Origin of the sequence: Laspinema sp. D2d (assembly GCF_025370755.1) — a bacterium.
Taxonomy (GTDB): Bacteria; Cyanobacteriota; Cyanobacteriia; order Cyanobacteriales; family Laspinemataceae; genus Laspinema.
Window position 1 is genome coordinate 23680 of the sequence record NZ_JAMXFC010000028.1, and the last position, 8134, is coordinate 31813.

General features: G+C 47.3%; 4 protein-coding genes. 2 read left to right on the plus strand and 2 right to left on the minus strand.

Features of this window, described 5'->3' with window-relative positions; genetic code table 11:
• Window positions 1-207: 207 nt before the first annotated feature.
• Window positions 208-1851: an alkaline phosphatase D family protein gene (locus tag NG796_RS18015; RefSeq protein WP_261208264.1), complete on the minus strand. Its 1644-nt coding sequence runs from the start codon at window positions 1849-1851 to the stop codon at window positions 208-210.
• Window positions 1852-2154: 303 nt separating this feature from the next.
• A complete protein-coding gene (locus tag NG796_RS18020; RefSeq protein WP_261208265.1) occupies window positions 2155-2655 on the minus strand; it encodes a gluconokinase in 501 nt (166 codons plus the stop codon).
• Between the two features lie 305 nt (window positions 2656-2960).
• On the opposite strand from NG796_RS18020, the gene NG796_RS18025 reads away from it, so the two are divergent.
• Both NG796_RS18025 and NG796_RS18030 read left to right on the plus strand, forming a co-directional pair.
• A complete protein-coding gene (locus NG796_RS18025; protein ID WP_261208317.1) occupies window positions 2961-4310 on the plus strand; it encodes an ATP-binding protein in 1350 nt (449 codons plus the stop codon).
• Between the two features lie 2 nt (window positions 4311-4312).
• Window positions 4313-8134 (plus strand): hypothetical protein (locus NG796_RS18030; protein ID WP_261208266.1); only part of this gene is annotated, 3822 nt, incomplete at its 3' end.

Consider the following 8134-nt stretch of genomic DNA (forward strand, 5'->3'; position numbering starts at 1 on the left):
CTGGAAAAAGCCCACCCTAACTTTCTTCTTGCTAAAGGGAGTCAACTGGATTTAGATAGTCTTTCGTGAGATATTAGAGTGGGTGGAACGGCTTAAAATAGACAAAATTTTCAACATATTTTTGACAACATCTCCAGCTTTCTTTTACTTCAATCCACCTCCGGTCCCCTCCCCTTGGCAAGGGGAGGGTTAGGGTGGGGTTCCAATTCATGTCAACACAATACTCGTTTTCAACAAAGAAAGCTCCCCATTTTCTTCCCAATTTCCCCCGTACAAATCAAAGCATACCTCCATCTCTCCCGAGTCCTCTTCCGTAACCCTCAAAATCCCGAAATTATTATAACGACAGACCGCCAAATTATCAAAATGATAGGGAATATTTTCCGGGCGATCGCCTAAATCTCCTTCTGGTTTTACCAACATTTCCAAAATTCGTCGTTCAAATTCCTTCATGTGTGCATAAGCAATCCCACTAGAGGTTACCTGAAAAACCTTGGCCCTGGGGAAATCGGGATGAGACAGTTTAAATGCCGCCCCAATATGAACATCCCCACTAATAAAAATTACCCGTTTGTGCATTTTTTGAGAAAACTCAAAGACTAATTTTAATAATTGATTTCGCTCATCCCAATTGCTATGATGTTCCCAATGATCCCGTTGATCATCTTGATATCCCAACAAAGTTAAGTCAATTTTGTTAATCACAAAACTACTTAAATGAACTACCGGAACCGGAGACACAATAAATAGAACCTCGGCATCGGATTGATACTGACTAGCAATCCATTTTTCAAATCGCCTCCCTTGTTCTAACCCTAACGTCCGATGGTGGTCGCGATTGTAATTACGATTTCCACGCATATCAAGGACATAAAACCCACAGCGCCCGCAATCAAATCCATAGTCAAATTGATGATTTACAAAATCAGTCTCAGGATTATGAGAATGTTCATATTCCCAATAGACTTGTTTAGCAGCCTCAAACATTTGATAGGCAAAATCCAATTGTTCCTGGGTATTTCGCAGTTGCCAGGAGTTGTCCAATAATCCCGCCAGTTCATCGGTAGTATAAGAACCCCATCCATCGACAATTTCATGATCATCCCAAATCATATAAGTGGGAAAACGCTGATAAAGGTGCTGCACTTCCGGAATTCCCCAATATCCCCGATAAATATCCCGATACCAGGAAATCATATCCTCGCGAGTTGGATTTTGGGATTTGACCTTCCGCAACCATTCCCAGATACTCACCTCGGGGTTGCCATCTACATAGACTTGATCTCCCGTTGCTAACACAAATCGCGCATTCACTTTAGCGAGTTCCTGGGTAAATCGGTCCCACATCTCCACATTAGTAAGCTCTCGCCCTTCATAAGGCATATGACAACTATAAATGCCAAAATTGATGGTTTTCGGATGTTCCGGAAAGGTGTGAAACCATAGGGGTTGGTCCTGTCCTAATTCCCAAGGAGAATCCCGATTGGGGTCAAATAACGCATAGTAATAGCGAGTATCCGGTGTGAGATTCATCAGTTCCATCACCCCGGTGAGGTCAGTTTCCGGTGTGAGAGAGATCGGCAGAACGATTTCCGGGGAAAATTCTTCTGTATGAGTTGGAGTGGTCAAGCGTAACTGGTATTCACGGCGATCGCCTAAAATCAACAAAGGAATCCCCTGAGTGGGAATGGGACGAGAAGACACCACCAACCAGTATTCCCCCGGTTCAGAAACCCGGAACCATAGGCGCACTGTGGTGGGGGTCGTATGACCAATAATACTGGTTTGCTCTAAGCGTGAATTCGGCCAAGGACGCTGTTCAGCATCATAAAACTTCAGAGGGCGATTCATGACGGTTTCTCGTCTCCATTGCACGGATAGGGAAGGACCATTCTATTATCCAGGTAATGGAGACACAGGATTCACTCGGAGGCGGTTCTGATTGACTTTACCCAGATTCTCCAATCAGACAGTGGATTTGAGGCATCTCATCTGTTCTGGAATCGATGGTTTCCTGCCGGGAATTCTCCGGGGGTTGGGGTCGCTTAATAGCGGGCGATCGCAGCAACTGCACCCTCTGCTAACATTTTGCAGACTCTGCCTCCTACAAACTCCCCAACCCATCAAATCTCTCAAATCCTCCCTACAACTGCCTTATCCCGACCCTTTCACCACCCTAGAAATCCGTTCCACTAACTCAGAAACGGGTAAAGACACATCCAAATGAATCGCCTCATCGGGAGTGGGTTCTTCTAACGCCTCAAATTGACTATTGAGCAAATCCGCTGGCATAAAATGGTCTGTTCGCGACTGAATTCGTGACTGAATTACCGCCGGGGAACCCTTCAAATAAACCCACTTAATCGCTTCCAAAGAACAATCCAAAATTTCGCGATAAGATTGCTTCAAAGCGGAACAAGCTAATACTACATTTTTATCTTGCTCTAACCAAACAGAGATGTGTTGACGCATCGCCATTAACCAAGGGAGGCGATCGCTCTCATCTAAGGGGATTCCCCGACTCATTTTCTCCACATTTTCCGGGGAATGTAAATCATCAGCATCCATAAACTGCCACCCTAACACCTCTGCCAGACGCTTCCCCACGGTGGTTTTACCCGAACCCGATACTCCCATGATGATGACAATGGTCACCGTTAACGCTCCTTTTTCTCCCGAGTGTGAGGGGTTTGATGCCGCTATGCAATTCCGTAGTTGAAGGCGATCGCGCTTTTATGGGTTTCCCCTGCTACAGCTTCCCCAGTTGGGTGCAATTTCACTATTATAAAGCATCTTCACCCCTGAAATAAAGCCCCCAGTCACCGCATTCAGATAAACTTGACCTAAATTTACCCAATTTAGAGGTTTCATTAGATAATAGGGTAAAGAACTCAGCCCTAAAATCGCTTATGGGGCATTCCCTCCTTCTATCAGACAGCAAAACCACAATAATCATGACAATCACCCCTGATATCCGTGAATTTTATCGTGCAACGGAACCCGGTCCGGCGCTGGTTTGTACCGACCCCCAGGATCGAAAGTATTACATTGACTTTTCCACGGTTCGCGGCGGCGAAATTATTGATAAACTTAAGAACAAAATCACCTTTTTCATGCCCGATCGCCCGACTTGTGCCTTGTTTACGGGCCATATTGGATGCGGGAAATCTACGGAACTCTTGCGGCTGAAAATGGAACTGGAAAAAGCCGGGTTTCATGTGGTGTATTTTGCCTCCAGTGAAGACTTGGAACTGACGGATGTGGATATCGTGGATGTGTTGCTGGCGATCGCCTCTCGCATCTCCGAAAGTTTAGAGACGATTCAACTCACCCAAACCAGCAAGCTCAAAGATTTGCTGCAAGGGGCTTCGCGGATTCTCAATGCGGATATTCAGGGATTTAAAACCAAATTTCCCATTCCTACAGTGGGCGAGGTGGGAATCAGTGGACAAGGAGACAACTTTACCTTGTCCCTGGGAATTGGCGAAATTACGGCCAAACTCAAACAAGATGCGTCCTTGCGGCAAAAGCTGAATCAGTTTTTAGGTCCCCAAAAACAACAACTCCTCGATGCCATTAATCAGGAGTTGATTGAACCAGCTATCATGAAACTCAAAGCGCAGGGGAAACATGGGTTAGTGGCCATTGTGGACAACTTAGATCGCCTGGATAACAGTCCGAAACCTTCGGGAACACCGCAACAAGAAAATCTATTTGTGGACCAGGGGGAATATTTAACTAAGCTCAATTGTCATCTGGTTTATACCCTGCCTTTGGCGCTGAAATTTTCCAATAGTTATGGAATGTTGACTCAGCGATTTGAAGACCCGAAAGTATTGCCAATGGTGCCCGTGCGATCGCAGGATGGCAAGGAACATCAAGCGGGGATGGCACTCTTGCGGCAAATGGTCCTAGCTAGAGCATTTCCCGATTTAGACGAACAACAACGCTTAGATGCCATTTCCCTCATTTTTGACAGTCCCGACACCTTAGATCGCCTCTGCCAAATTAGTGGGGGTCATGTTCGGGATTTACTCAAATTGCTGAATACCTGGATTATGGAAGAAATGAAATTTCCCCTCCATCGCCAAACTTTAGAAAAAGTGATTCAGTCCTGTCAACAGGATATGACGATGCCCATTTCTGACCAAGAATGGGAGTTATTGCGTCAGGTGAAAGTTTCCCAAAAAGTTAATGATGATACGGGCTATCAACACTTGATTAGAAGTCGCTTTGTGTTTGAGTATCGCGATAATGGCAAAGTGTGGTTTGAGGTGAATCCAATGATAGCTGAATCGGGAGAAATGTAGCCATGATTGAACCGTTTAATCTGGAACCCATCAGCGCGGAAAATGAGCAGGCTTTAACCCGATTGGCTTGGGCATTGGAGGCATCTCGCGGGGATTTTAAACTGTTTATTGCCCGTTGTAATTATATCCAATTGCGAGAGCGAATGGTACAGAGATTGCAACAGCTTTGTGCGGTAGAAATTCGCTGCATTGAGGTCAAAGCAGCAGACCGATTTTTGCATAGCCTGATCCGGGCTGAATTGGGGGAAGAACAACCGGATGCGCTGATGGTTTTTGGGTTAGAAACGGTTACGGAGATTAATTCCCTGTTGAGTTCGGCGAATCAAGTCCGGGAGGAGTTTCAGAAACAGTTTCATTTTCCCTTAGTGCTGTGGGTGAATGATGAGGTGCAGCAAAAAATCCGCCAAATTGCGCCGGATTTGGAGAGTTGGGCGATTCCGGTACAATTGACGATGGATCGAGAGGCGATCGCCACTTTTGTTACAGAAACCGCCCAGGCTTGGTTTGCCAATCAACTGCCACTCAACCGCCAATCTGCTTTAAAATTGCTCGGGGAATTAGAACCGGCGCAAATCGATTTAATCAGCCAATCTGGATTAGATGAAGAACTGAATGCCAATTTAGAGACTCTATTGGGGGCGGTTCAATTCATCCTTGTTCAACCGGATATCGCCCTCGTTCATTATCAACTGGCAGCGACATGGTGGGATAAATCTCAGCAGTTAGAACGCCTGGGGAAAATTTATCATCAAATTGCCGTTTGCCATTATATCAAAGTCCGACAACAACGCAATTTAACCCCCTCGGATTGGCAACCGACGCGGGAAGCCATCTCCCACTGTTTAGCGGCTTTTGAACAAACCCAAAACCCTCATTTAATCGCCGATTCCCTAGAAAGTATCGGCAAAATCTTACGACAGTTGCCCGACTGGGATACCCTCCAAACCCTGGCAACCCATGCCTTATCCATCCATGAAGCCGAAAATCAGCCCATAGAAACGGCCCGAGATTATGGGTTTTTAGCGGAAGTGGCTTTATCCCAATCCAATTGGACCGAGGCTCAAGAATTAGCCGAAAAAGCCCTAGAGATTTTAACGACAGTTCCGGGATTTTCATTTCCCCATAGTCCGAGTCCGATTGACGAAAATTCGAGCGCATCAACCCTGGGTTTTGATGCCAGTCTGTATTATTTTATTCTAGCCCAAGCCGAGCAAAAATTAAATCAGCCAGAAGCGGCACTCCGGCATTTAGAGGCGGCAAAACAAGCGGGAAGTCCGGATCATGATACCCAGCTTTATTTGGATATTATCTGTCAGTTACAACTTCTTTATTTTCAACAAAAACAATATTTAGAAGCCTTTGAACTCAAACTCAACCGCTACTCCATTGAGCAACAATATGGATTAAGAGCCTTTGTCGGGGCTTGTTGGATTCAACCGCAACGGCAGGAGAATTTTGGTCTAACTCCCATTGATAAACGGCAATCTGTAGCCCCAGAAATAGCTGCTTCTGGGCGGATGTTGGATGTGGAAAAAATTGTCAAAGAAATTGGGGCGAATGATTCCCGAATCCTGGTGATTCATGGACAATCCGGTGTGGGGAAAAGCTCTCTGGTGAATGGGGGAATCATTCCCAAGTTAAAGGAAAAACTGAGTGGATATCAGGAATATTTACCTATCCCGGTGCGAGTTTATACGAACTGGATGGAAGAATTTGCCAGCAGCTTGGCAGAGGCATTGGCAGACAAAGGGGTAAAATTCAGGTCTGTTCTGGGAGAAGGGCAATTCGCATCATTCCTGGAACAGTTGCAGGAGAACGAAAGCCAAAATTTGCGTTCTATCCTAATTTTTGACCAATTTGAAGAGTTCTTTTTTGCCTGTCCCACCCCCAGAGAACGGCGGCAATTTTTTGATTTCTTAGGGGATTGCCTGACCATTCCCAGCATCAAAATTATCCTATCTCTGCGAGAGGATTATTTGCATCAATTGCTAGAGTGCGATCGGCTAGAAAGCATGAAGAGTATCAACAACGATATCCTAGCCCGCAAAGTCCGCTATCCCCTGGGCAACTTTCCCCCCCCAGATGCAGAAAAAATCATCCAAAGTTTAACGGAAAAAACCCAATTTTGGTTGTCCGATGAGTTAACTCAGGCATTAGTTCAGGACTTAGCCGATGAACTCGATGCCGTGCGTCCGATTGAATTGCAAATCGTCGGCGCACAACTACAAGCGGAAAATATTACCACCTTAGCCGAGTATCAAAAACGGGGACCAAAAACCGAATTCGTCAAGCGCTACTTAGACGACGTGGTGAAAGACTGTGGACCGGAGAATCAGCAGATGGGTGAATTTGTGCTGTACTTGCTGACCGATGAAAAAGGCACTCGTCCCCTGAAAACGCGGGAAGAAATAGCGGGGGAATTACAGGAACTCGCCGCTGATTTGACAGGAGAGGTTAGCCAATTAGATTTGGTGTTGAAAATTTTTGTAGACTCCGGTTTAGTGTTGCTAATCCAGGAAAAGCCAGCCGAACGGTATCAACTGGTTCATGATTACTTAGCTGAGTTTATTCGCAAGCAACAACAGCCTCAGTTAGAACGGTTAAGGGCCGAACTGGAACAAGAAAGAACCCAACGGAAATTATTAGAAGCCGAACGTCAAAAGACCAAGGAAGAGTTAGAACAGGAACGAAAGGCCAAGCAAATCTTAGCGGAAGCGAATCAGAAAGCAAAACAGCGAATTCGCCTAGGGACAGGAATTTTTGCCGCCTCCTTACTCGCCGCAGCCATCACCGGAGGATTCGCCTTCAAAGCGACTCAAACCCTGGAGGAAGCCCGAGAAGGGACTAGACTCGAACGCCAAGGGTTAAATGCCTTAGGACAATTTGAAGTCTCCCAAATCGATGGATTAGTCTCAGCAATGATCGCGGGGCAAGACTTACAAGCTCTAGTAAGTGACAAACGTTCCCTTGCAGATTATCCCACTGTCACCCCGATCCAGGCCTTGCACACCATTATCAACCAGATCTCCGAACACCATCAACTTCCGTATCAGGGTTGGATCTCCAGCGCCAGTTTCAGCCCGGACGGGGAACGTATCCTCACGAGTTCAGAGGACAAGACTGTCCGGGTGTGGGACCGCCGTGGTCAGCTAATAGCCGAACTCACCGGCCATCAGGGTGGGATCTACAGTGCCAGTTTCAGCGCGGACGGGGAACGCATCCTCACGAGTTCAGAGGACAAGACTGCCCGGGTGTGGGACCGCCGTGGTCAGCTAATAGCCGAACTCACCGGCCATCAGGGTGGGATCTACAGCGCCAGTTTCAGCCCGGACGGGGAACGCATCCTCACGAGTTCACAGGACACTGCCCGGGTGTGGGGCCGCCGTGGTCAGCTAATAGCCGAACTCATCGGCCATCAGGGTGGGATCAACAGCGCCAGTTTCAGCCCGGACGGGGAACGCATCCTCACGATATCACAGGACACTGCCCAGGTCTGGGACCATCGTGGACAGTTGATTGCCGAACTCAAACTCACCGGCTATTGGAATGGGTACAACAACGCCAGTTTCAGCCCCGATGGGGAACGCATCCTCATCGCCTCCCAGGAGGGTGTCCAGGTCTGGGACCGCCGTGGCCAGCTCGTTGCAAAACTCATCGGCCATCAGCGTAGGGTCTCCCGCGCCAGTTTCAGCCCGGACGAGGAACGCATCCTTACCACCTCCTCTGACAACATCCCTCGGGTGTGGGACCTCCGTGGTCAGCTAATAGTCCAACTCACCGGCCATCAGGGTCCAGTCTACGACGCCAGTTTCAGCCCAGACGGG